Origin of the sequence: Pantoea sp. EABMAA-21 (assembly GCF_030053335.1) — a bacterium.
GTDB classification, from domain to species: Bacteria; Pseudomonadota; Gammaproteobacteria; order Enterobacterales; family Enterobacteriaceae; genus Pantoea; species Pantoea communis.
Genome location: NZ_JASGBX010000006.1, coordinates 58,099 through 79,129 on the forward strand (window position 1 = coordinate 58,099; position 21,031 = coordinate 79,129).

General features: G+C 52.9%; 24 protein-coding genes and 1 other annotated feature. Of the genes, 11 read left to right on the plus strand and 13 right to left on the minus strand.

Annotation, left to right across the window (positions count from 1 at the left end; genetic code table 11):
• Positions 1–70 precede the first annotated feature (70 nt).
• The 10 genes from QMZ65_RS10655 to QMZ65_RS10700 all read right to left on the minus strand — a co-directional run bounded on the left by QMZ65_RS10655 (position 71) and on the right by QMZ65_RS10700 (position 8,856).
• Positions 71–433: a DUF2502 domain-containing protein gene (locus QMZ65_RS10655; RefSeq protein ID WP_097119263.1), complete on the minus strand. Its 363-nt coding sequence runs from the start codon at positions 431–433 to the stop codon at positions 71–73.
• 191 nt (positions 434–624) lie between these two features.
• Positions 625–927, minus strand: coding sequence for an integration host factor subunit alpha (gene ihfA / locus QMZ65_RS10660; RefSeq protein WP_007892687.1), 303 nt, complete (start codon positions 925–927; stop codon positions 625–627).
• Between the two features lie 4 nt (positions 928–931).
• Positions 932–3,319, minus strand: coding sequence for a phenylalanine--tRNA ligase subunit beta (gene pheT / locus QMZ65_RS10665; RefSeq protein WP_283215960.1), 2,388 nt, complete (start codon positions 3,317–3,319; stop codon positions 932–934).
• A 14-nt stretch (positions 3,320–3,333) separates the two neighbouring features.
• The gene (gene pheS / locus QMZ65_RS10670; RefSeq protein ID WP_034821723.1) at positions 3,334–4,317 is read right to left on the minus strand and encodes a phenylalanine--tRNA ligase subunit alpha; all 984 of its coding nucleotides are present in this window, start codon (positions 4,315–4,317) and stop codon (positions 3,334–3,336) included.
• A gap of 71 nt (positions 4,318–4,388) precedes the next feature.
• Positions 4,389–4,514, minus strand: a sequence feature (Phe leader region).
• The gene (pheM, locus tag QMZ65_RS10675; RefSeq protein WP_121626058.1) at positions 4,465–4,509 is read right to left on the minus strand and encodes a pheST operon leader peptide PheM; all 45 of its coding nucleotides are present in this window, start codon (positions 4,507–4,509) and stop codon (positions 4,465–4,467) included. It overlaps the preceding feature by 45 nt.
• A gap of 115 nt (positions 4,515–4,629) precedes the next feature.
• Positions 4,630–4,986 carry a 50S ribosomal protein L20 gene (gene rplT / locus QMZ65_RS10680; protein WP_211727835.1) on the minus strand — a complete coding sequence of 119 codons (357 nt, stop codon included), beginning with the start codon at positions 4,984–4,986 and terminating at the stop codon, positions 4,630–4,632.
• 82 nt (positions 4,987–5,068) lie between these two features.
• On the minus strand, positions 5,069–5,266 hold the full coding sequence (rpmI, locus tag QMZ65_RS10685; protein WP_006118955.1) for a 50S ribosomal protein L35: 198 nt from the start codon (positions 5,264–5,266) through the stop codon (positions 5,069–5,071).
• 99 nt (positions 5,267–5,365) lie between these two features.
• The gene (infC, locus tag QMZ65_RS10690; protein WP_034821726.1) at positions 5,366–5,917 is read right to left on the minus strand and encodes a translation initiation factor IF-3; all 552 of its coding nucleotides are present in this window, start codon (positions 5,915–5,917) and stop codon (positions 5,366–5,368) included.
• Positions 5,918–5,921: 4 nt separating this feature from the next.
• Positions 5,922–7,850: a threonine--tRNA ligase gene (thrS, locus tag QMZ65_RS10695; RefSeq protein ID WP_283215961.1), complete on the minus strand. Its 1,929-nt coding sequence runs from the start codon at positions 7,848–7,850 to the stop codon at positions 5,922–5,924.
• Positions 7,851–8,094: 244 nt separating this feature from the next.
• On the minus strand, positions 8,095–8,856 hold the full coding sequence (locus QMZ65_RS10700) for a DUF481 domain-containing protein (RefSeq protein WP_097119261.1): 762 nt from the start codon (positions 8,854–8,856) through the stop codon (positions 8,095–8,097).
• A 328-nt stretch (positions 8,857–9,184) separates the two neighbouring features.
• Here QMZ65_RS10700 and ghoS point away from each other — a divergent pair, with 328 nt between their 5' ends.
• Together ghoS and QMZ65_RS10710 are read left to right on the plus strand one after the other, a co-directional pair.
• Complete coding sequence (ghoS, locus tag QMZ65_RS10705) at positions 9,185–9,478, plus strand: type V toxin-antitoxin system endoribonuclease antitoxin GhoS (protein ID WP_283215962.1); 294 nt, start codon at positions 9,185–9,187, stop codon at positions 9,476–9,478.
• An 89-nt stretch (positions 9,479–9,567) separates the two neighbouring features.
• Entirely contained in the window at positions 9,568–10,461 is an 894-nt protein-coding gene (locus tag QMZ65_RS10710; protein WP_283215963.1) for a fructosamine kinase family protein, read from the plus strand.
• A gap of 4 nt (positions 10,462–10,465) precedes the next feature.
• On the opposite strand, the gene QMZ65_RS10715 is transcribed toward QMZ65_RS10710, so the two are convergent.
• Positions 10,466–11,002, minus strand: a complete 537-nt coding sequence (locus QMZ65_RS10715; RefSeq protein WP_034821741.1) for a YniB family protein — start codon at positions 11,000–11,002, stop codon at positions 10,466–10,468.
• A 143-nt stretch (positions 11,003–11,145) separates the two neighbouring features.
• Between QMZ65_RS10715 and hxpB the strand changes: the two genes are divergently transcribed.
• The 6 genes from hxpB (at position 11,146) to QMZ65_RS10745 (ending at position 16,508) form a co-directional block, all read left to right on the plus strand.
• On the plus strand, positions 11,146–11,814 hold the full coding sequence (hxpB, locus tag QMZ65_RS10720; RefSeq protein WP_211727832.1) for a hexitol phosphatase HxpB: 669 nt from the start codon (positions 11,146–11,148) through the stop codon (positions 11,812–11,814).
• Between the two features lie 231 nt (positions 11,815–12,045).
• Entirely contained in the window at positions 12,046–12,882 is an 837-nt protein-coding gene (gene kduI, locus QMZ65_RS10725; protein WP_034821747.1) for a 5-dehydro-4-deoxy-D-glucuronate isomerase, read from the plus strand.
• Positions 12,883–12,894: 12 nt separating this feature from the next.
• Entirely contained in the window at positions 12,895–13,656 is a 762-nt protein-coding gene (gene kduD, locus QMZ65_RS10730) for a 2-dehydro-3-deoxy-D-gluconate 5-dehydrogenase KduD (protein ID WP_097119257.1), read from the plus strand.
• Positions 13,657–13,790: 134 nt separating this feature from the next.
• Positions 13,791–14,381: a metal-dependent hydrolase gene (locus QMZ65_RS10735; protein ID WP_058959772.1), complete on the plus strand. Its 591-nt coding sequence runs from the start codon at positions 13,791–13,793 to the stop codon at positions 14,379–14,381.
• A 153-nt stretch (positions 14,382–14,534) separates the two neighbouring features.
• The gene (locus QMZ65_RS10740) at positions 14,535–15,926 is read left to right on the plus strand and encodes an L-cystine transporter (protein ID WP_160834589.1); all 1,392 of its coding nucleotides are present in this window, start codon (positions 14,535–14,537) and stop codon (positions 15,924–15,926) included.
• Between the two features lie 198 nt (positions 15,927–16,124).
• Positions 16,125–16,508 (plus strand): DUF6515 family protein, encoded by a 384-nt coding sequence (locus tag QMZ65_RS10745; protein WP_034821757.1) that lies wholly within the window; start codon positions 16,125–16,127, stop codon positions 16,506–16,508.
• Between the two features lie 54 nt (positions 16,509–16,562).
• Here QMZ65_RS10745 and osmE read toward each other — a convergent pair whose 3' ends face one another.
• The gene (gene osmE / locus QMZ65_RS10750) at positions 16,563–16,898 is read right to left on the minus strand and encodes an osmotically-inducible lipoprotein OsmE (RefSeq protein ID WP_034821760.1); all 336 of its coding nucleotides are present in this window, start codon (positions 16,896–16,898) and stop codon (positions 16,563–16,565) included.
• 190 nt (positions 16,899–17,088) lie between these two features.
• On the opposite strand from osmE, the gene QMZ65_RS10755 reads away from it, so the two are divergent.
• From QMZ65_RS10755 to cho, 3 genes are all read left to right on the plus strand, one after another.
• A complete protein-coding gene (locus QMZ65_RS10755; protein ID WP_211727830.1) occupies positions 17,089–18,279 on the plus strand; it encodes a multidrug effflux MFS transporter in 1,191 nt (396 codons plus the stop codon).
• A 117-nt stretch (positions 18,280–18,396) separates the two neighbouring features.
• Positions 18,397–19,224 carry an NAD(+) synthase gene (gene nadE / locus QMZ65_RS10760; protein ID WP_058959728.1) on the plus strand — a complete coding sequence of 276 codons (828 nt, stop codon included), beginning with the start codon at positions 18,397–18,399 and terminating at the stop codon, positions 19,222–19,224.
• A 112-nt stretch (positions 19,225–19,336) separates the two neighbouring features.
• Positions 19,337–20,197 (plus strand): excinuclease Cho, encoded by an 861-nt coding sequence (cho, locus tag QMZ65_RS10765; protein WP_283215964.1) that lies wholly within the window; start codon positions 19,337–19,339, stop codon positions 20,195–20,197.
• A 78-nt stretch (positions 20,198–20,275) separates the two neighbouring features.
• Here cho and spy read toward each other — a convergent pair whose 3' ends face one another.
• Positions 20,276–20,773 (minus strand): ATP-independent periplasmic protein-refolding chaperone Spy, encoded by a 498-nt coding sequence (gene spy / locus QMZ65_RS10770; RefSeq protein WP_034821771.1) that lies wholly within the window; start codon positions 20,771–20,773, stop codon positions 20,276–20,278.
• Positions 20,774–21,031: the final 258 nt, after the last annotated feature.

Sequence of the window (21,031 nt, forward strand, 5' to 3'; positions counted from 1 at the left end):
ACAGAGATTTGATTGTAGTGGGATTGTGGCAAAAAGAAAGCGGCACCGAGTGGGTGCCGCTAAGCAACGCTTACTGATGAGGCGGGATCGGTTGACCGTGATTATCACGCTTGTCGTGGCTATCACGCGAGTCATGATGCTGGTCGCGCGGCTGCGGTTTGTTATCGTGGTGCGGCGCATTGCCCGGGTGCTGTGGCTGCCAGCCGTTACCGTTCCAGTAACCGTGCGGGCCTTTGGTGCCGATGCGTTGATTGTGGTGCTGTTTCCACCAGGTTGGCGCACGCCAGTCGTAGCCATCCCAGTAGTAGCCACGTTTATCTTGATCACCGATATGAATAGAAACACCCGGTGTGTTGATGTTAACGGAAACATTGGCGTTAGCCAGCAGCGGCATGCCTAACAGGATGCCCAGTAAAAGTGCTGTCTTTTTCATCAGCAATACCCCTTGTTATGTGATGGCGCTGTTATAACAAATGGATTGCCGCAGTCACTATCAGCCAGTGCCGATTTTCATCCTATTTTCCGGATACTTACGAAATCCTGACATTATGGAAAGATTGCGCAGAACGGCCATTTTACAGCCAATAAAAAAGGCCGCTAAGCGGCCTTTTTGTCATACTGAAATTAGTCAGCGTCCTTCGGTGTCGCGTTCTCAACGCGACTTTTCAACTTCTGTCCCGGACGGAAGGTCACCACTCGGCGGGCAGTGATAGGAATATCTTCCCCCGTCTTCGGGTTACGGCCCGGACGTTGATTTTTGTCACGCAGATCAAAATTACCAAATCCGGACAGTTTAACCTGTTCTCCGTTTTCTAACGCGCGGCGAACTTCTTCAAAGAAGAGCTCAACCAACTCTTTGGCATCGCGTTTGCTCAACCCGAGTTTTTCAAACAGGTACTCTGACATTTCAGCTTTTGTAAGCGCCATAGGTTCAATCCCTCAAGGTTGCCTGGAATCGCTCTTTTAATGCCGCAACGCATTTGGCAACGGTCGCGGCAATCTCCTCTTCTTCGAGTGTCCGGCTGGTATCCTGCAAAATCAGGCTAATCGCGAGGCTCTTTTCGCCCTCGTTCACGCCCTTACCACGGTACACGTCAAACAAGTTTACGCCAACTACCTGATTTACGCCAACTTTCTTACACTCCGCGATGATATCTGCTGCAGGCACGTTTTCAGCCACTACCACAGCGATATCACGACGGTTCGCCGGGAAGCGTGAAATCTCGCGCGCGTCAGGCAGGACGCGGTCTGCGACCTTATTCCAAAGCAGTTCAAACACTAAGGTGCGGCCGTTGAGATCCAGCTTACGTTCCAACTCCGGATGAACCACTCCGATAAATCCGATTCGTTCGCCGCGTAAATAAATTGCCGCGCTCTGTCCCGGATGCAGCGCCGGATTGACTTCTGCACGGAAAGAAATCTCATCGAGTTTACCGGTCAAATCCAGTAACGATTCTAAATCGCCTTTTAAATCATAGAAGTCAACTGTCTGACGCGCCAGATCCCAATGCTCTTCATAGCGATTACCGCTCAGAACGCCCGCCAGCATAAGATCCTGGCGGATACCGAGATCGGCCTGCGTATCAGGAACAAAGCGCAAACCGCTCTCAAACAGGCGCACACGGCCTTGCTGACGATTCTGGTTATACACCACCGCACCAAGCAGACCGGTCCACAGTGACAAGCGCATTGCCGACATATCGCTGGAAATCGGGCTTGGCAGGATCAGCGCTTCTTCACCCGGATGCAACAGCTGCTGCACTTTCGGATCAACGAAGCTGTAGGTAATCGCTTCCTGATAGCCTTTATCGACGAGCAGGTTACGCGCACGCTTCAGCGACAGATCCGCTTCGCGATGCTTCGTCATAATCAGGCTGGCTTTCACCGGCACGTCTGGAATGTTGTTGTAGCCGTATACGCGGGCCACTTCCTCAACCAGATCTTCTTCAATCGCCATATCAAAACGCCAGCTTGGTGCAACGGCTGTCCACTCACCATTGCCTACGGTCACTTCGCAACCGAGACGCGTCAGGATATCGGTAACCTGCGCATCGGCGATCACGTGACCAATCAGGCGGTCGAGTTTTTCGCGACGCAGCGTTATGGTGGCGCGCTCAGGCAGTTTGCTGGCGTCGGTTTGATCGATAACCGGACCCGCTTCACCGCCGCAAATGTCCAGCAGCAACTGGGTCGCACGCTCAATGGCTTTGAATTGCAGTGCCGGATCAACACCACGCTCGTAACGGTGTGACGCATCGGTATGCAGGCCCTGACGACGAGCACGGCCGGTGATCGCCAGCGGTTCAAAGAAGGCACACTCGAACAACACATTTTGGGTTTCTTCGTTCACACCAGAGTGCTCACCACCAAAAATGCCGCCCATCGCCAGCGCTTTCTGATGGTCAGCAATCACCAGCGTGTCGCTGCTGAGTTTCGCTTCGGTGCCATCCAGTAAGGTCAGGACTTCACCCTCTTCCGCCATGCGTACCACAATGCCGCCGTCAATGCGGTCGAGGTCAAAGGCGTGCATCGGCTGACCGAGTTCCAGCAGAACGTAGTTGGTGATATCCACCACCGGGTCGATAGAACGGATGCCGCAGCGACGCAGTTTTTCACGCATCCACAATGGCGTTGCCGCTTTCACATTGATGCCTTTTACAACGCGGCCCAGATAACGTGGGCAAGCGTCGGTGGCATCTACGCGAATCGGGAAGGTATCGGTAATGGTCGCTTTAACCGGCTCAATCGTTGGCTCGGTGAGCGGCAGACCGTTGACTACCGCCACATCGCGCGCAATACCGATAATACCAAGGCAATCGGCACGGTTTGGCGTCACGCTGATTTCGATGGTGTTGTCATCCAGCTGCAGGTAGCTGCGGATGTCAGTGCCGATAGGCGCATCAGCAGGCAGTTCAATAATGCCGCTGTGATCGTCGGAAATACCCAGCTCAGAGAACGAGCACAGCATGCCTTCGGAAGGCTCACCACGCAATTTCGCCGCTTTGATTTTGAAATCGCCCGGCAGCACCGCGCCTACGGTCGCCACGGCGACTTTCAAGCCCTGGCGGCAGTTTGGCGCGCCACAGACGATATCCAGCAGGCGCTCGCCGCCCACGTTGATTTTGGTCACGCGCAGTTTGTCTGCGTTCGGATGCTGGCCGCACTCCACCACTTCACCCACGACCACGCCATGGAACGCACCGGCGACCGGATCCACGCCGTCCACTTCCAGGCCGGCCATGGTGATTTGCTCAGACAGCGCAGCGCTGTCCAGGGCTGGATTTACCCATTCGCGTAACCAGAGTTCACTGAATTTCATTGGATAACCTGCCCTTATTTAAATTGTTTGAGGAAACGTAAATCATTTTCGAAGAAGGCGCGCAGATCGTTCACGCCGTAACGCAGCATGGTGAGACGCTCCATTCCCATGCCGAAAGCGAAGCCAGAGTAGACTTCCGGGTCGATGCCCACATTGCGCAACACATTTGGATGCACCATGCCACAGCCCAGCACTTCCAGCCACTTGCCGTTTTTACCCATCACATCCACTTCCGCGGAGGGTTCGGTGAACGGGAAGTAAGAAGGACGGAAGCGAATCTGCAGGTCTTCTTCAAAGAAGTTGTTCAGGAAATCGTGCAGCGTGCCTTTCAGGTTGGTGAAGCTGATGTCTTTATCGACAATCAGACCTTCCATCTGATGGAACATTGGGGTGTGGGTTTGATCGTAGTCGTTACGATACACGCGACCTGGCGCGATGATGCGGATCGGCGGCTGCTGGTTTTTCATGGTGCGGATCTGCACGCCAGACGTCTGGGTACGCAGCAGACGGGTGGCATCGAACCAGAAGGTATCGTGGTCAGCACGCGCCGGATGGTGGCCAGGAATGTTGAGTGCGTCGAAGTTATGATAGTCATCTTCGATTTCCGGACCAGTGACCACCGCAAAGCCCAACTCGCCGAAGAAGTTTTCGATACGATCGATGGTGCGGGTCACCGGGTGCAAACCGCCGTTCTCAACGCGACGACCAGGCAGCGAGACATCAATGGTCTCTGCGGCGAGGCGCGCATTCAGCTCAGCGCTTTCCAGGGTGTCTTTACGTGCGTTAAGACGATCCTGCACCTGCTGCTTCGCTTCGTTAATCACCGCGCCTGCTGCCGGACGGTCTTCCGCTGGCAGTTCACGCAGGGTGGTCATTTGCAGCGTCAGATGCCCTTTCTTACCCAGGAATTCGACGCGCACGGCGTCCAGGGCGGCGATATCCGACGCCTCGTCGATAGCGGCCGTGGCACGGGCCACCAGGTCTGCGAGTTGGGACATGATTTCCTCTTCTTCCAGCCGGGCTGGTCAGTTCTTGTAAGGACCGTGAGATCCGATTAAGTGTCGCCAGAAACAAAAAAGCCTCCACGAGGGAGGCTTTCAGCGCGATTTTTCGTTTCTTTTCTTATGCGCAAAAGCCCCCGATTGTCAGGCGCTAAAGTAAAAAAAGAAACGGAAAATAGCAGCGTGCATGCTTGCGTTACCTTGTCTTGATAGAAACCGCACTATTGAAAAGCCCAGCGGTTAAAATGTCAATCTTTTGCGTGAGTTGCAGGCAATAAAAAAGGGAGCAAGCTCCCTTTTTCATCTGACTTACGCCAGAGCTGATTTTGCTTTTTCGACCAGTGCCGCGAAGGTCACTTTGTCGAATACAGCGATGTCAGCCAGAATCTTACGGTCGATTTCAATAGAGGCTTTTTTCAGGCCATTGATGAAACGGCTGTAAGAGATACCGTTCTGACGGGCCGCAGCGTTGATACGCGCGATCCACAGCTGACGGAACTGACGCTTACGTTGACGACGGTCACGGTAAGCATACTGACCAGCTTTGATAACAGCCTGGAAAGCAACGCGGTAAACACGTGAACGTGCACCGTAGTAGCCTTTAGCTTGTTTTAAGATTTTCTTGTGACGTGCGCGAGCAATTACACCACGTTTTACGCGAGCCATGTGAGCTCTCCTATATCATATTCTGTGATGCCCTATTCCCTGCAGTACGCAAAGTGTTCAGGCAGATTTATAAAAAGTTTACTTATGCGTACGGCAGGCAGGCAACAACCAGACCCAGATCGCCTTTAGACACCATGCCTTTCGGACGCAGGTGACGTTTACGCTTGGTAGACTTCTTAGTCAGAATATGACGCAGGTTCGCGTGCTTACGCTTGAAGCCGCCAGATGCGGTCTTCTTGAAGCGCTTAGCCGCGCCACGGACAGTTTTAATCTTTGGCATTTTTACAAATATCCACTTCGCATTGTTAATAAAATGAATCAGACAGGCGAATAAGATTCCGCACAGCGCGAACGCTGCGCGGAATTATTACTTGAAGGCCTACTGTTTCTTCTTCGGTGCGAGCACCATGATCATCTGGCGGCCTTCGATCTTAGTCGGGAAGGACTCGACAATGGCCAGATCCAGATCTTCACACAGGTCTTTACGGACGCGGTTAAGCACTTCCATACCGATCTGCTGGTGCGCCATTTCACGACCACGGAAACGCAGCGTGATTTTGGCTTTATCGCCCTCTTCCAGAAAGCGAATCAGGTTGCGTAGTTTGACCTGATAGTCGCCATCATCGGTACCAGGACGGAATTTAATTTCCTTAACCTGGATAACTTTCTGCTTCTTCTTCTGTTCCTTAGAAGATTTACTCTTTTCATAAAGGAACTTGCCGTAATCCATAATACGGCAAACCGGCGGTTCGGCGTTCGGGCTGATTTCAACTAAATCTACGCCAGCTTCTTCGGCTTTCTCAATTGCTTCGCGCAATGTCACAATGCCAAGTTGCTCGCCGTCTACGCCAGTTAAGCGCACTTCGGTAGCACGGATTTCGCCGTTGATACGGTTCGGACGCGTCGGTTGTACTCGTTTTCCGCCTTTAATAACCTTATTCCTCTAATTGGTGAAGATGTCGGCTGCGAATCTCTTGTTGCAGCTTCTCAACAAACACATCTACGTCCATGCTCCCGAGGTCTTTACCACGGCGGGTGCGCACGGCAACTTTGCCTGCTTCCACCTCTTTCTCACCGCAAACCAGCATATAAGGGACGCGACGTAATGTGTGCTCGCGGATTTTAAAGCCTATCTTCTCGTTTCTCAAGTCTGCTTTGACACGAATGCCAGCTTTCTGCAATTTCTTTGTCAATTCACTGACATATTCTGCCTGACTGTCGGTAATATTCATCACCACAGCCTGCACGGGGGCCAGCCAGCTCGGGAAGAAGCCCGCGAACTCTTCGGTCAGGATGCCGATAAAGCGCTCCATTGAACCGAGAATCGCACGGTGAATCATTACCGGCGTCTGACGATCGTTGTTTTCGCCCACATAAGTGGCGTCCAAACGTTTTGGCAGGGAGAAGTCTAGCTGAACGGTGCCGCACTGCCATGCGCGGTCGAGGCAATCGTACAGGGTAAACTCAATTTTCGGGCCGTAGAAGGCACCCTCTCCTGGCTGATATTCGAACGGAATTTCGTTCTCCTTCAGCGCTTCTGCTAAATCCACTTCCGCACGGTCCCACATTTCATCGGTACCGATACGTTTCTCCGGACGGGTCGACAGTTTCACCACGATTTTTTCAAAACCGAAGGTGCTGTACATGTCGTACACCATACGAATACAGCTGTTCACTTCATCACGAACCTGATCTTCGGTACAGAAGACGTGCGCATCGTCCTGGGTAAAACCACGGACGCGCATCAGGCCGTGCAATGCGCCTGATGGCTCATTACGGTGGCAGCTACCAAATTCAGCCATACGCAGCGGCAGGTCACGGTAGGATTTCAGACCCTGATTAAAGATCTGAACGTGGCCAGGGCAGTTCATTGGCTTGATGCAATATTCACGGTTCTCTGAAGAGGTGGTGAACATCGCTTCTTTGTAGTTTTCCCAGTGGCCGGTTTTTTCCCACAGCACACGGTCCATCATAAACGGACCTTTCACTTCCTGGTAATCGTACTCTTTCAGCTTGGTACGGACGAACACTTCCAGTTCACGGAAGATGGTCCAACCGTCGTTGTGCCAGAACACCATACCTGGCGCTTCTTCCTGCATATGGTACAGGTCGAGCTGCTTACCGATTTTACGGTGATCGCGCTTCGCCGCTTCTTCCAAACGCTGCAGATAGGCAGCCAGCTGCTTCTTGTCGCCCCACGCTGTACCGTAAATACGCTGCAGCATTTTGTTGTCGCTGTTGCCGCGCCAGTAAGCACCGGAAATTTTCTGCAGTCTGAAGTGATGGCAGAAACGCATGTTCGGCACGTGCGGACCGCGGCACATGTCGATGTATTCTTCATGATGATACAAACCAGGTTGATCATCGTGGCTGATGTTTTCGTCAAGAATGGTGGTTTTGTAGCTTTCGCCACGCTCAGCAAACACATCACGTGCTTCCTGCCAGCTCACCTTCTTCTTCACCACATCGTAATTAGTCTCAGCCAGCTGGTGCATACGCTTTTCCAGCAGCTCAAGATCTTCCTGCGTCAGTGTGTGATCCAAATCGACGTCATAATAGAAGCCGTTATCGATCACCGGACCAATCGCCATTTTGGTATTCGGCCACAGTTGTTTAATCGCATGCCCTAACAGGTGCGCACAAGAGTGACGAATAATTTCCAGACCGGCTTCATCTTTGGCGGTGATAATTGCCACCTGAGCATCTTCGGTGATCGGATCAACCGCGTCCACCAGCTCGCCATTAACACGACCGGCAATACAGGCTTTCGCCAGGCCCGGTCCAATATCCAGAGCGATGTCCATCACGCTGACCGGACGGTCAAATACGCGCTGGCTGCCATCAGGAAGAGTAATTACTGGCATTTCATATCCTTAATTGCAGTGGTAAGCCACACGAAAGCCTACATGCAACATTGAGTTCTGTTTGAGTAACCCGGCGTAATGTCAGACCCACGTTGTCGGAATGACGCCAGGAATGTAAAGCGCCGGAGATAATAGCAGCTTTCTGCCGCGATCTAAACCCGCGAAAAATGCGCTAAGCCATCGACAGATAAAAAAAAACCGCTGCGCGGCGCTAGCCGGCAACGGTTTTTTCATCACGGCTCGCTTACATCGCGTAAGAAAGCTGGATGGTGGTTTTGGTGTCGGTACGATCCGGCGCAGACTCTGGCGGATTATTATTCCAGGTCACGTTGTAAGCCAGCTTCAACGCGAAGTGTTCGTTGATGGCCACCTGCAAGCCGGTTTCGGAGTTCAGCGTTGTATCTTCACCGAAGCTGCTTAACACGGAAACACCCTGGATGAATTTGGTCGTGTCAGTCAGTTGCCACTGGTAGCTCACAGCACCGTATCCCAGCGCCTTGGTTTCGTGACCACCTTCATGGAAATCATCGTAACGGACACCGGGACCGAATTCAGCTCGCAGCGAGTGCACAGGACCGTTCAGCAACTGGCGACCATAACCGGCAGTCAGTACATCGCGCGAATCATAACCGTTGAAACGGTCGCTCAACCAGCTCGCCTGACCGAACAGATAGTCCGCACTGTTCATATTGTAACGAGTACGACCACCGATGTTGTAAGTCTCTGAGGAACGCTCATCGTTGGATGAGTTGTTCGCGGCGTTGCCCCATAAGCTGTAAGCGGTGTTGGTCTGATACCACGTCATATTGGTTGAGGCGCTCAATGATGAACTGGTGGTATTCCCTGTCTGTGCCAAATAACCGGCTGACGCGCTGCCTTCAAACGGTTTTTTTGCCGTTGAAGGGTCATCCATAGAGGTAAAAACGGTGTTATCAGCAAATGCCTGGTGACAAAATGCTCCAGCAGAGAGCAATACAACAGCGGACAGCTTATTAAAGGCTTTCATTAAATGTGACCCGTACGGCAGTTTAAAAAAGAGTGAGTCTGAAGAGTTTTCCCGGCCAATCAATGCAATTTACGGTAAGTTTTGTAAAAAAGTATGAAGGTGCCAGAAATGCCAGGTTCCGCGCTGGAACCGCATGGTTAATAGGAGCTTTCCCATTTCCGCTGCGCATTATAAGAGGCAATTAACCAAATAGCAGCCCAATTGATACAAGAATTTTCTGAAGCCAGTTGACGCAGATTTACGCCCCCTTTTCTATCTCAATTGCGCAGAATTCGCTCTATTCGCAGCGCTGGTCTACGCTGGAATTTGTTCCATAACAACGAGGTGAATGATGAGTGACCACGATTTGAAACGTTACATTGTCACGCTAAGCTATTCCGATGAGAGCTTAGGCGATCTGCAATCTCTGAACAGTGTGATGGTCAATGGCGGATACACCACGACCCTGTATGACGACGAAGGCCGTTCACATGAATTGGGGACCAACAGTTTTGGCATCATCACTGCCCTGGAACAACATGAGATTGCGGAATACGCCGCCGGGCTGGCCGATGTTGCTTTGCACCGCCAGGCAGAGGTGAAAATCAGCACGCTATCCGAATTTCTTAAGGCAAAACCCTGACGCGCCACAAATAATCGCCTCACCACTGGTTTTGCTGAAGTTTTGAACGCTACAATCAAACTTACGCAGCGAATAAAGAGGATTACCCAATGTGGTCAGCCATTAGTCGTCTGTTAAGCGAACACGCCGGTGAAGCTGAAATCACTGAACGTTACGAACTCCCTGGTGGCGATGTGCATCCTGCCTGGCACCTCCGCTACGGCGATCTCGACGTTTTCGTTAAATGTAATACGCGCGATATGCTCACTCTGTTTAGCTGGGAAGCGGACCAGCTGGGCTTGCTGGCGCGGACACAGACGGTCCGGGTGCCTAAAGTATATGGCGTCGGGAATGACCGCGACAGCAGCTTTTTGCTGCTGGAATATATCCAGCCAGAGGCGCTGAACGAACAGAGCGCCTTCCAGCTTGGCCAGCAGTTGGCTCACCTCCATCAATGGAGCGAGCAACCGCAGTTTGGACTCGATTACGATAACAACATCACCACCTCCCCCCAGCCCAACAGTTGGCTACGACGCTGGTCGGTGTTCTTTGCTGAACAGCGTATTGGCTGGCAACTGCAACTGGCCGCTGAAAAAGGGGTGCAATACGGCAATACCGAATTGATCGTCGATTGCGTGCAACGCGCGCTGGCCAATCATCATCCTCAGCCTTCTCTACTTCACGGCGATTTATGGCCTGCTAACTGCGCGGATAGCAGCAGTGGGCCATGGCTGTTTGACCCCGCCTGCTATTGGGGCGACAGGGAGTGCGATCTCGCGATGTTGAATTACTACGTCGAATTGCCACGCCAGATTTACGAGGGATATCACTCGGTGTGGCCGCTGGCGGAAGGGTTTTCGCAGCGACAGCCCGTGTATCAGCTCTACTATTTGCTCAACCGCGCCAACGTGTTTGCCGGTAACTGGACAAACGCCGCACAATTCGCGATTGACCAGTTGTTAAATGAAGATGCATTGGGACAACGTCAGGCCAGGCCGGCCTGACGCCTTACAGCATGCCCAGTAATTTCAGGACAAAATAACCCGCAATAGCAATCACAATTGGCAGGATATAGAGCGGGAAAATTTGCAGCAAAATAGTATGTCGCGGGACATGGATCTTCTCTTCCAGCTGAGCACGTGTGCGCCCTTCAGCTCCTTTGGCTTGTTCAAGAATCAACTGATCTTCAATACCTTCCTTGATGTGACGCGACTGACGCCACATGCGCGCGCCTGACGCCTGCAGCGCAATGCCGACGAAAATCAGGATGTAGATGACCCAGAAGCCAATATTGGCACCGCCATGAAACTCCGGTACCGGTGAGTTTTGCCAAAACAGGTTCAAAAACGGCGTATTGAACTTGATCATGTCGACCATGACATGGACAAAATCAAGCATCACTGCATCAATGCCCGGCTGCTTTTCACTGTGTTTAAACATGAAGCCGAGAATTGAGATAATGGTGGATAGCAGCGCCGGAATAAAAATTACCCAGCCAGCCACTCGCTTAAGGATGGCGATGCGGCCAGCCTGTTGGTAAGTCATGGTGTCTCCCTTCACATACAATAGTTTTGCCCTAAGTCTACCTGCACTGCGGCTTTTTTTCCTGAAAAATGCGTAACCTGCCGTGAGTCGGATTTCCCGGCTGCGCATGATAAGGTAGGGCAAATTTCAAACGGAGCTGTTGTATGTCTTATCGTCGCCCGGTGTTGGCCGCTATTTTTGATATGGACGGATTGCTGATCGACTCTGAACCCTTGTGGGATCAGGCAGAACTGGATGTGTTTGCGAGTCTGGGTGTGGATATTACCCGCCGCCATGAACTGCCCGATACGCTGGGTTTGCGCATCGATCAAACCGTCCGTATGTGGTTTGAAGCTTTGCCGTGGAACGGCCCGGATCAGGCGGAAGTGACGCAACGTATCATTGCTCGCGCACTGGCATTGGTTGAGGAGACGCGTCCATTACTGCCCGGCGTTGAACAGGCATTGCAACTTTGCCAGCAGCAGGGATTAAAAATCGCCCTCGCCTCTGCCTCACCGCTGTTTATGCTGGAGCGCGTGCTGGAGATGTTCGACCTGCGCAAATACTTCGACGCCATTGCTTCAGCCGAAAGCCTGCCGTACAGCAAACCTCATCCACAGGTCTATCTGGATGCGGCGACGAAGTTGGCGGTGGATCCGCTTAACTGTGTGACTCTGGAAGATTCGTTCAATGGCATGATCGCCACCAAAGCCGCGCGCATGCGTTCGATTGTGGTGCCAGCAGCCGAGTACGCGGATGATTCGCGTTGGGCGCTGGCCAATGTGAAGCTGGCGAGTTTGGCCGAGTTGAAAGCTGAGCATCTGTTCAATTAATTCTGATACACCTGTGCCGGGCCAGGACTCAGCCCCTCCATTCTCGTTGCCCATCTGTGGGCAACGCTTTGCATTGTTCCTGACACCCACTACGCCAATAACTGCGCGTATTTGATCACCCACACAATTAAATAAAACAACGTTTCATTTTTATTGAATTCACATCTCATCCTGCCTAAGATGCCCAAAGACCCGCTTCGGGACACTTCCTTCAACTTTGAGAGGTCTGAGATGGACGTTCGTCAAAGCATTCATACTGAGCATGCAAAAAATCTGGACACCGCCGGCTTACGTCGCGAATTTTTGATCGAGAAAATTTTTGAGGCAGACCATTACACCCTCACTTACAGCCACATTGATCGCATCATCATTGGTGGTGTCATGCCAATCCAGCAGTCGGTGACGATCGGTGAAGAAGTCGGCAAACAACTGGGCGTGAGCTATTTTCTCGAACGCCGCGAACTGGGCGTGATCAATATTGGCGGGCCGGGCTTGATTGACGTCGATGGCAAAACCTGGGAGGTGGGCCATCAGGAGGCGCTGTATGTTGGCCAGGGAGCCAAAAGCGTGGTTTTCCGCAGCAGCAACGCCAACCTTCCAGCGAAGTTTTACTACAACAGCGCACCCGCACATACCCGTTATCCGGATAAAAAGATCACCCTGCAGGATGCAGTCAAAGCCACGTTAGGGGATGCCGCGACCTCAAACCGTCGCACCATTAATAAATTTATTGTGCCGGATGTGTTACCCACCTGCCAGCTCACCATGGGACTCACGCGTCTTGATGACGGCAATCTCTGGAACACCATGCCGTGCCACACCCATGAACGTCGTATGGAAGTGTACTTTTACTTTGATATGGCAGATGACAGCGCCGTTTTCCACATGATGGGCCAGCCGCAGGAAACGCGCCATTTGCTGGTGCACAACGAGCAGGCGGTGATTTCACCAAGCTGGTCAATTCATGCCGGAGTGGGCACACAGCGCTATACCTTTATCTGGGGCATGGTGGGCGAAAATCAGGTGTTCGATGACATGGACCACGTCAGCATCAGCGCACTGCGCTAACAGGAGCGAAAGATGATCCTTAACGCATTTAATCTTGAAGGCAAAATTGCGCTGGTCACCGGCTGTAATACCGGTTTAGGTCAGGGGATGGCCTTAGGGTTGGCGCAAGCCGGCTGTGACATCATTGGCGTTAATCGTGCCGGTCCTGCCGATACACAGTCTAAAGTTGAAGCCCTGGGGCGCCGCTTTTGGTCGATTCAGGCCGATTTGACTCAGCCGAAAGGGGTGCCGCAGATTGTTGAACAAGCCGTGGCTCAGGCCGGACGTATCGATATTCTGGTGAATAACGCGGGCATCATCCGCCGTGAAGATGCACTCAACTTCAGCGAGCAGGACTGGGACGATGTGATGAACATCAACAGCAAAAGCCTGTTCTTCCTGTCTCAGCAGGTGGCGCGTCAGTTTATCGCTCAGGGCAACGGCGGCAAAATTATTAATATCGCCTCAATGCTCTCCTTTCAGGGCGGCATTCGCGTGCCCTCTTACACTGCGTCGAAAAGCGCGGTGATGGGTTTAACGCGGCTAATGGCAAATGAGTGGGCGAAACACGGCATTAACGTGAATGCCATCGCTCCTGGCTATATGGCGACCAATAATACCGAACAACTGCGTAATGATGAGTCGCGCAACGAAGAGATCCTTGGGCGCATCCCTGCCGGACGCTGGGGTGTTCCGGATGACATGATGGGTCCGATCGTGTTTCTGGCTTCTGACGCTGCAGATTATGTGCACGGCTACACACTGGCCGTCGATGGTGGATGGTTAGCACGCTAACCTGTTCTTTTCCCGCGTCATTATGACGCGGGAAAGCGAAAAATATTAACGCTTCGTTACAGCGTCACCGTTCTATTTCACTGGATAAATCCCTATACTGGATGCATCGACAGTTTTTGCAGCCAGGTTTCATCATGACGGCCGAAGGCCATATCATTTTTGCCATTGCCAGCGCGATTTTTGCTAAGCGTGCGGAGCTGACGCCAGTCATGGCCAGCGCCGACTGGTGGCATCTCGTGCCTGCTGCACTGCTGACCTGTCTGCTGCCTGATATTGACCATCCTAAATCTGTGTTAGGCCAGCGCCTGAAATGGATCTCACAACCCATTGCGCGCGCCTTTGGTCATCGTGGATTTACCCACAGTTTGCTGGCGGTGGCGATAAGCCTGTGGCTATTCCAGATTAACGTTCCGGCGGACTGGTTCCTGCCTGCTGATGTTTTACAGGGGATGACGCTGGGTTATCTCAGTCACATCGTCGCCGACATGTTGACCCCCGCAGGCGTCCCCTTGCTGTGGCCGTGCCGCTGGCGTTTCCGTTTGCCGCTGCTCAATAGCCAGAAAGGCAATCAACTAGAGCGCGCACTTTGTCTCGCATTGGTCGGATATGCATTGTGGTTTCCCGCAGGTATGCCCTCTTTTGGTGCCAACGGTTGGCCCGAGCAACTGTTTAATACGCTGCAAAATGGTGTCGGTCGGCTAGTTAATGGCCAAAGTGGTCAATAACCAGGCAAATCAATCAATAAAGTTATAAACCATTCCTTTTGAGTATAAGCCTGCACTTTCCTGAACTGGTAACATTCCTGACATTCCCTGACGGGAACTTACTGTTTTCCGTGCCAGCCAAACGTGCTGCGCGGCACACCTCTGGAGTCGAGTATGGATTTTCCCCTCATTATTAATATCATCGCCTTCGTTGCGTTGCTGATTCTGTTGAATCGTATTGGCAACCAAAGCTGGAGCCTGTCGAAACGCGTGCTGACTGGCTTAGTGATTGGCGTGCTGTTCGGTCTGGCGCTGCAAACCATTTATGGCGAAAACAGCCCGGTGGTGAAGGATTCAATTAGCTGGTTCAACATTGTCGGCAACGGTTATGTCCAGTTGCTGCAGATGATTGTGATGCCGCTGGTGTTTGCGTCAATCCTGAGCGCTGTCGCGCGCCTGCATAATGCCTCTTCACTCGGCAAGATCAGCGTGCTGACCATTGGCGTATTGCTGTTCACCACCGCGATCTCCGCGTTGGTGGGTGTGATGGTCACCGGGCTGTTTGGCCTGAGCGCAGAAGGTCTGGTGCAGGGTGCGCAGGAAACCGCACGTCTGAGCGCGATCCAGAGCAACTATGTAGGCAAGGTTGCCGATCTCAGCACGCCGCAGCTGCTGCTCTCCTTTATCCCGAAAAATCCGTTTGCCGATATGGCGGGTGCTAACCCCACCTCGATCATCAGCGTGGTGATCTTCGCTGCCTTCCTCGGCGTGGCTGCATTGCAGTTGCTGAAGGATGACAAAGTCAAAGGCGAGCGCGTACTGGTGGCAATTGATACGCTGCAGTCCTGGGTGATGAAACTGGTGCGTTTGATCATGAAGCTGACGCCGTACGGTGTGCTGGCGCTGATGACCAAAGTGGTGGCGGGTTCTAACCTGCAGGACATCATCAAGCTGGGTGGTTTTGTGGTGGCCTCTTATCTCGGTCTGGCGATCATGTTTGGTGTGCACGCCCTGCTGCTGTCAGTGAACGGCATCAACCCGATGCGCTTCTTCCGCAAAGTATGGCCGGTGATCACCTTCGCTTTCACCAGCCGTTCCAGTGCGGCCAGCATTCCGCTGAACGTCGAAACGCAGACGCGCCGTCTTGGTGTGCCCGAATCGATTGCCAGCTTCTCGGCTTCCTTCGGTGCCACCATTGGTCAGAACGGTTGCGCCGGTTTGTACCCGACCATGCTGGCGGTGATGGTTGCGCCAACGGTCGGCATCAACCCGTTTGATCCGATGTGGATTGCGACGCTGGTCGGTATCGTTACGCTGAGCTCAGCCGGTGTTGCCGGTGTCGGCGGCGGTGCCACCTTCGCAGCGCTGATTGTGCTGCCTGCGATGGGCTTACCGGTGACCCTGGTTGCGCTGCTGATTTCCATTGAGCCGCTGATCGACATGGGCCGTACCGCATTGAACGTCAATGGTTCGATGACGGCCGGTTCACTCACCAGCCGCTGGCTCGGTTTGACCGATAAAAGAGTGCTGGAAAGCGACGAGCACGCTGAACTGGCGCATCGCTAATTCCGACGCAGCAGAACAACGGCAGGCCTCATCGCCTGCTGTTTTTTTATGGCTGAAACTCCGCAATTCCCCCCGATCGTGGCGCTAGCGTCAGGAAAGCGTTAAGCATGGTAAACAGACGAAAAATCAGCCACTTTTCACTTGAGTTTTGTCGTCAGAAGGCTAATTCTGCTATCAGTCATAGCAGGAGAATCACCGATGAAAAACGTTATCGCCTCGGTGCTGGCGTTAACCTTATTAACGCCCGCCATTAGTTTTGCCCACCCTTACGGCTGGGGCCCCGGCCCAGGTCCACATTGGGGTGGTGGCCCACGTTGGGGCGGTCCTGGTCCGCTGCGCTTCTTACCTGAGGCGGCGACAGCGGTGCTGATAGGCGGTCTCACTTATTACATGCTGAATGGCAATTACTACCAGCGTCAGGGCGATACCTACGTGGTGGTTCAGGCGCCTGAAGCGCCGCCAGAAGGCGGGATGCGCGTGCTCGATTTCAACGGAAAACGCTATTACGTGCAGGAAGGTCACTACTATCAGCGTGAGATGGGCGGCAATTATGTTGAAGTGCCACGCCCTTACGGACTGTAAGCGTAAAACGAAAAAAGGCCCGTCATTGACGGGCCTTTTTGCATTCGGCAAGAATTACTGAGCAGCTTGCGGATCGGTATCGTAGTCTTTACAGCTCTGGAAACCGTAGTTCATGACACGGCCCACATCGTTGTAACTGACAAAGTAGGTCTGTGCTTTACCATCACGCTCGCCAATCACGTAAGTCTGGCAAGTACCACGGGCGTGTACCATGGTGATTTCAGTTGATGGAGCACCCGCAATCTGGCGAACCTGATCGCGCGTCATTCCTTTTTTCACATCCTTAACCACCGGCTTAGTCACATAGCTTTCCGCTTTGTCATAAGTCGTACAACCTGACAGAGCTACCAGCGTCACAGCGGCAGCGATACATCCCAGCACTTTATTCATCTTTATATTCCTCATTCTTTGTCCATGTCACACTAAGCCTGGAACATAAATCCAGATTAATCAAATCAATGGCAATGTTTTAGGCAATTTCTGAAACGTTAGTTTTTCGTAAAGTTGCTGTGTTGCCGCTTCACGCTTCGTATAATCCCCCGGCAAAAAAATCTCAAGACATCAAGAAAACAGAGGATCAATGACACCTGCACACTCTAATCGGCTGGTTTACGCCATTACGCTGGGCCTGCTCGCGGCACTTGGACCGCTCTGTATCGACTTGTACTTGCCCGCCTTACCTGAACTGGCGCGCGATCTGCATACCGAAACCGCCACCGCGCAGTTAAGTTTGACCGCAGGATTACTGGGCCTCGGCGCAGGACAATTGCTGTTTGGCCCGATGAGCGACAAGTTTGGCCGTATCCGCCCGTTGTTACTGTCGCTGGTACTGTTATTTATCGCGTCGATTGGCTGCGCGCTGGCAAAAGACATTCACTCTCTGTTGGTAGCGCGTCTGTTTGAAGGTCTGGCGGGCGCAGGCGGTGCGGTATTATCACGCGCTATCGCTCGTGATATGTACAGCGGCCATGAACTGACTCGCTTCTTTGCCCTGCTGATGCTGGTGAATGGCCTTGCGCCAATTGGTGCACCGGTGCTCGGCGGTGTGTTAATGACGGTGCTGAACTGGCGCGGCATTTTTGTAGTGCTCGGTTGTATCGCTGTACTGCTGATCTTCCTTGCGCGCTGGAAACTGCATGAAACGCTGCCCGCCGAACGTCGCAGCCAGGGCTCAATCTTTTCCGCCTGGGCAGCACTCGGCCAGGTGATAACTCATCGTCCCTTCATGGGCTTCTGCCTGACGCAGGGCTTTATGATGTCCGGCATGTTTGCCTACATTGGCGCTTCCCCGTTTGTATTACAGCAAATCTATGGCCTGTCGCCGCAGGCGTTTAGCTTCTGCTTCGCCGCCAATGGCTTCGGCCTGATTATTGCATCTCAAACCAGTGCACGCTTGTGCCCGCTGTGGGGTGAATATCGCGTGCTGAAAGGTGGACTGACGCTGGCATTCGTGGCGTCAGGTTGCTTGCTATTAGCTGGCCTGACCGGTGCACCATTGCCAATAATTCTGCTGGCACTGTTCTTCACCATCGCCAGTAACGGTGTGATTGCCACCACGGCTTCGTCATTGGCGATGCAAAGTCAGGGACACCGTGCAGGCAGCGCCTCGGCGGTGATTGGCGTCACCATGTTCACCTTAGGTGCCATTAGCGTGCCCGTCACCGGTTTGGGCGGCACCTCAGTATTGAGCATGACGGGCACTATCTTTGGCTGCTTTATGCTGGCAATTTTGATGTTCATCCTGTTGGCGCAAAAACCGAAAAGCGCCTGAAAAGCCTGCAAATAAGTGCGACAACAAGCCATGCGGCTTGTTGTTTGCCAGCGGAGGCGTTAGCTTTAACAGATGATTCGTATTGTGCCGTCAGGCTACTGACTTGAGGAGAGGTTCATGTCACTGCAGCAGGAAATCATTGAAGCGTTGGGTGTTAAACCCGTTATCGATCCGCAACAGGAAGTCCGCGTCAGCGTCGATTTTCTGAAATCCTACCTGAAAGCCAATCCATTCCTGAAAACCCTGGTGCTCGGCATCAGCGGCGGACAGGACTCCACGCTAACCGGCATCTTGTCACAAACCGCCATTCGCGAGTTACGTGAAGAGACCGGCGACAAAGATTACACCTTTATTGCGGTACGTCTGCCGTATGGCGTGCAGGCCGATGAGCAGGATTGTCAGGATGCGCTGGCGTTTATTCAGCCGGATCGCACCTTGGTCGTGAATATCAAGGAAGCGATTCTCGCCAGCGAGCGCGCGTTGAAAGAGGCGGGCATCGTGGTTTCAGATTTCGTGCGCGGCAACGAAAAAGCGCGTGAGCGTATGAAGGCACAATACAGCATCGCCGGCATGACCAAAGGCGTGGTGGTGGGCACCGACCATGCGGCCGAAGCCGTGACCGGTTTCTTCACCAAATACGGTGACGGCGGCAGCGATATCAACCCGATTTTCCGCCTGCACAAAGGTCAGGGAAAACAGCTGTTAAAAACCCTCGGCTGCCCGGAACACTTGTATCTGAAGCATCCTACTGCCGACCTGGAAGACGATCGTCCTGGCTTGCAGGACGAAGTGGCACTCGGCGTCACCTATCAACAGATTGACGCTTATCTGGAAGGCAAAACCATCGATGCCGCCGCCGCGAAGATCATTGAAGGCTGGTATCTGAAAACCGAACACAAGCGTCGTCCGCCGATCACCGTGTTCGACGACTTCTGGAAAAAGTAACCGCTCTACGTTTCCCGCCGCTGTTGCGGGAAACGCCCTCCTCCTGCCGCTGACTGGCGAGAAAAGCATCACGCTGATATACTGGACAGACAACCAGTAATCGGAGTGTGTTTTGGTCAGACGTGCAGCCAGCCACCGCCTCGAATTTGATGCGGCCGCGATTTATCAATATCCCGAACATTTACGCCAATGGCTGGAAGGTTTGCCCAATCAGCCTGGCGTTTACACCTTTCACGGTGACAGCGCTAACCTGCCGTTATATATCGGCAAAAGCGTCAACCTGCGCAGTCGGGTGATGTCACATTTTCGCACCCCGGACGAAGCCAACATGTTGCGCCAGGCGCGACGCGTCACCTGGATCCCTACCGCGGGCGATCTTGGCGCGCAACTGCTGGAAGCGCAGATGATCAAAACGCAACAGCCGCTGTTTAATAAGCGCCTGCGCAAAAATCGTCAGCTCTGTTCATTGCAGCTTGGCGATGGCCCTCCGCAGGTGGTGTACGCCAAAGATCTCGACTTCTCGTGCTCACCGAATCTTTACGGCTTATTTCGCAGTCGCTTTGGAGCCATGGAAAAACTCAAGACGATCGCCGATGAACAGCGCCTGTGTCATGGATTGTTGGGGTTGGAGCGGTTAACGCCGGGACGCGGCTGTTTTCGCGCCGCACTAAAACGCTGTGCCGGGGCGTGTTGCGGTAACGAATCCTTTGAAGCCCATCAGCAACGTTTGCATCAGGCATTGGAAAAGATGCGCGTGGTGTGCTGGCCGTGGCAAGGCCCGGTTGGCATGGTGGAAGTAGGAACGGCGATGACGCAGATTCACGTTATCGATCACTGGTTCTGGCTGGGATCTGTTGCTACCGAAGCCGAAGCCCGTCAATTGCAGCGCGCACGCCAGGGTTTTGATCATGACGGCTATAAAATTTTGTGCCGCCCGCTACTGTCCGGGGTTTTCCCGCTGATAGAACTCTAAAACAAAACCGCCGACGCTGCCCAAAGCATTAGATGCAGTGGACAACGTCGGCGGTCTCAAACCGATTAGCTAAACGGCTTATTCACCATCAGCCGGCGGTGGCGGCATTTTACCGTCATGCGGGCCTTTCTCTGTCAGACGTTTCTCAAAGTTGGCGTTGTACTGTTTTTTCTGCTCAGGCGTCAGCACGTTGTAAATCTTGTTCTGTGTTTCCATCATGCTCACCGCACGATCTTTCGCGTTGGCGGTCATTTTCTCAGCCTGCGCTTCGGCTTTCGCTTTATCGAAAGTATCTGAAGCGATGATGCTGTGGTTGGCACGACGCTCTTCCAGAGATGGACGTTTCATCTCTTTATGGCTGTCACGCATGATGGTCTTGATCTGCGCTTTCTGCGCATCCGTTAAATTCAGGCCTTTGAACATCATCTCCATACCGTGATGATGCATTGGCGGCTTGTGCATCGGTTTTTCGCTACCTGCTGGCGGTGGTGTCAGATTGTCCGCTGCAGCGTGGACGATGTTGGCAGCACCAAGAGCCATTGCAGTAGCCAGGAACAGGGAAGTGAGTTTACGCATAATATTTGTCCTTACTATTCAGTTTCATGACGACAAGGTGTGTCGCGTCTTCGGAAACAAGCATACGACGCCAAACGTCAACTACTCAGAGTCTGAGTAAAGCCCTGAAAGCATAAAAGACAGTAATCAGGCAATCATGGAGAGAAAGAGAAGAAATGCGTGAGGAATTGCAAAAGAGTATGACAATCAAACGGAAATGCGCAGGAATTAAGGAGGAGTGTAACGGTATTGTCGGATTTGCGGAAGGGAAAAATGGGT

Coding starts and splice junctions, on each gene's coding strand:
- ihfA (WP_007892687.1), bottom strand. CDS start 927: ATGGCGCTTACAAAAGCTGAAATGTCAGAGTACCTGTTTGAAAAACTC.
- hxpB (WP_211727832.1), top strand. CDS start 11,146: ATGTCTTATCGTCGCCCGGTGTTGGCCGCTATTTTTGATATGGACGGA.
- rplT (WP_211727835.1), bottom strand. CDS start 4,986: ATGGCTCGCGTAAAACGTGGTGTAATTGCTCGCGCACGTCACAAGAAA.
- QMZ65_RS10715 (WP_034821741.1), bottom strand. CDS start 11,002: ATGACTTACCAACAGGCTGGCCGCATCGCCATCCTTAAGCGAGTGGCT.
- QMZ65_RS10655 (WP_097119263.1), bottom strand. CDS start 433: ATGAAAAAGACAGCACTTTTACTGGGCATCCTGTTAGGCATGCCGCTG.
- kduI (WP_034821747.1), top strand. CDS start 12,046: ATGGACGTTCGTCAAAGCATTCATACTGAGCATGCAAAAAATCTGGAC.
- thrS (WP_283215961.1), bottom strand. CDS start 7,850: ATGCCAGTAATTACTCTTCCTGATGGCAGCCAGCGCGTATTTGACCGT.
- rpmI (WP_006118955.1), bottom strand. CDS start 5,266: ATGCCAAAGATTAAAACTGTCCGTGGCGCGGCTAAGCGCTTCAAGAAG.
- osmE (WP_034821760.1), bottom strand. CDS start 16,898: ATGAATAAAGTGCTGGGATGTATCGCTGCCGCTGTGACGCTGGTAGCT.
- pheT (WP_283215960.1), bottom strand. CDS start 3,319: ATGAAATTCAGTGAACTCTGGTTACGCGAATGGGTAAATCCAGCCCTG.
- pheS (WP_034821723.1), bottom strand. CDS start 4,317: ATGTCCCAACTCGCAGACCTGGTGGCCCGTGCCACGGCCGCTATCGAC.
- QMZ65_RS10700 (WP_097119261.1), bottom strand. CDS start 8,856: ATGAAAGCCTTTAATAAGCTGTCCGCTGTTGTATTGCTCTCTGCTGGA.
- QMZ65_RS10745 (WP_034821757.1), top strand. CDS start 16,125: ATGAAAAACGTTATCGCCTCGGTGCTGGCGTTAACCTTATTAACGCCC.
- QMZ65_RS10735 (WP_058959772.1), top strand. CDS start 13,791: ATGACGGCCGAAGGCCATATCATTTTTGCCATTGCCAGCGCGATTTTT.
- nadE (WP_058959728.1), top strand. CDS start 18,397: ATGTCACTGCAGCAGGAAATCATTGAAGCGTTGGGTGTTAAACCCGTT.
- QMZ65_RS10755 (WP_211727830.1), top strand. CDS start 17,089: ATGACACCTGCACACTCTAATCGGCTGGTTTACGCCATTACGCTGGGC.
- QMZ65_RS10710 (WP_283215963.1), top strand. CDS start 9,568: ATGTGGTCAGCCATTAGTCGTCTGTTAAGCGAACACGCCGGTGAAGCT.
- ghoS (WP_283215962.1), top strand. CDS start 9,185: ATGATGAGTGACCACGATTTGAAACGTTACATTGTCACGCTAAGCTAT.
- spy (WP_034821771.1), bottom strand. CDS start 20,773: ATGCGTAAACTCACTTCCCTGTTCCTGGCTACTGCAATGGCTCTTGGT.
- kduD (WP_097119257.1), top strand. CDS start 12,895: ATGATCCTTAACGCATTTAATCTTGAAGGCAAAATTGCGCTGGTCACC.
- QMZ65_RS10740 (WP_160834589.1), top strand. CDS start 14,535: ATGGATTTTCCCCTCATTATTAATATCATCGCCTTCGTTGCGTTGCTG.